The following is a 1,098-nucleotide window of genomic DNA, read 5'->3' as shown; positions in this document are numbered from 1 at the left end:
CAAAGATTGGATAAGGAAGTGGATTCTGCGCGATCATTTCCGGGTTTCCCTCGGCGTTTTCGTGCAACGTTAGGCCGCTTCACGACGTTGCCGATCAGAGCGGACTGAGTTCTCTCTGCCGAAGATAAACAATGTTCGTGAAAACCGAACATCCAACTTACCCAAATCTCGGCAATGGCTTGAAACGGCGGTTATGGGCTGTTGCTGAGATTACTTTTTTATGTACTTTTTATAAATGAGAAAATCAACATATTCTGTCAGAGTTCCTTCAGGGATATTTTCTTTCCATTGACTGAATAAATAATCTGAATAAAAATGTTTGTTTTCGAGAAAAGCTACATAATCATAAATAGTTTTGCTTGGATTATCTTCTTCCCAACTTTTTTGAAATGAATAACACAAGCTTTCTATATCTGGATCATTTTGAATTGCTTCGAAATCAGATCGTACTTTATCAGATTCAGTATGTGCAGAAATAAATTGGTTATAATTTTTCTCAGCTTGATATTTTACTTCATCTTTTATCTTTGTTTGATTCATGAAAACTAAAATCTCATTTGTTGAAATTCTATGAAGATGTAAAAAGTCATCTTTGACCAAAACAATATTATACATTTCACTTATTGAGTTGTTTGAAATAATAATACTGTTGTTGTCAATAATTAGTTCATATTTCTTTCTTTCTACGATTCCATTTTTACTTACCAATAATTCTCCGTTACTTCTGAAAGTATATGTTTCGTTATTTGAGTTTTGCCTAATCCAGTTACAGCTTGTTAAATAAGATTGACTGATTTTTTTTTCTGCAAATTTTTTAGCTTTAGTAACGTTTGTAGAAATAAGTTGTTCGGAATCGAGTACCATTTTGTCAAATTTATTCACGGGAATAGAGTTAACTCGTTTCGGTTTTACTTTAAGTTGGTAGTATAAAAAAACTATTAAAATAATTATTACGATAACTTCCATTTGTTCTCAAGTGTTTGTTTTTTGGTGCAATTGCCCATAACGTTTCGCGCATTTGCGTGGTCGCGCCAAAGCGAAACTGAGTTTTCTCTGCCGAAGATAAATAAAGTTCGTGAAACTAAAACGTTCCGGCCA

1 protein-coding gene is annotated in these 1,098 nt (G+C 33.4%); it reads right to left on the bottom strand.

Annotated features, from left to right (window positions below; genetic code table 11):
• Positions 1–210: 210 nt before the first annotated feature.
• Positions 211–966, bottom strand: a complete 756-nt coding sequence (locus BLP55_RS16615; protein ID WP_091147561.1) for a hypothetical protein — start codon at positions 964–966, stop codon at positions 211–213.
• Between the last annotated feature and the right edge of the window lie 132 nt (positions 967–1,098).

This window comes from Flavobacterium caeni, from assembly GCF_900101895.1.
Classification (GTDB): Bacteria; Bacteroidota; Bacteroidia; order Flavobacteriales; family Flavobacteriaceae; genus Flavobacterium; species Flavobacterium caeni.
Note: the sequence above shows the minus strand (reverse complement) of the source record. Positions and strands in the feature narration are given on the sequence as shown.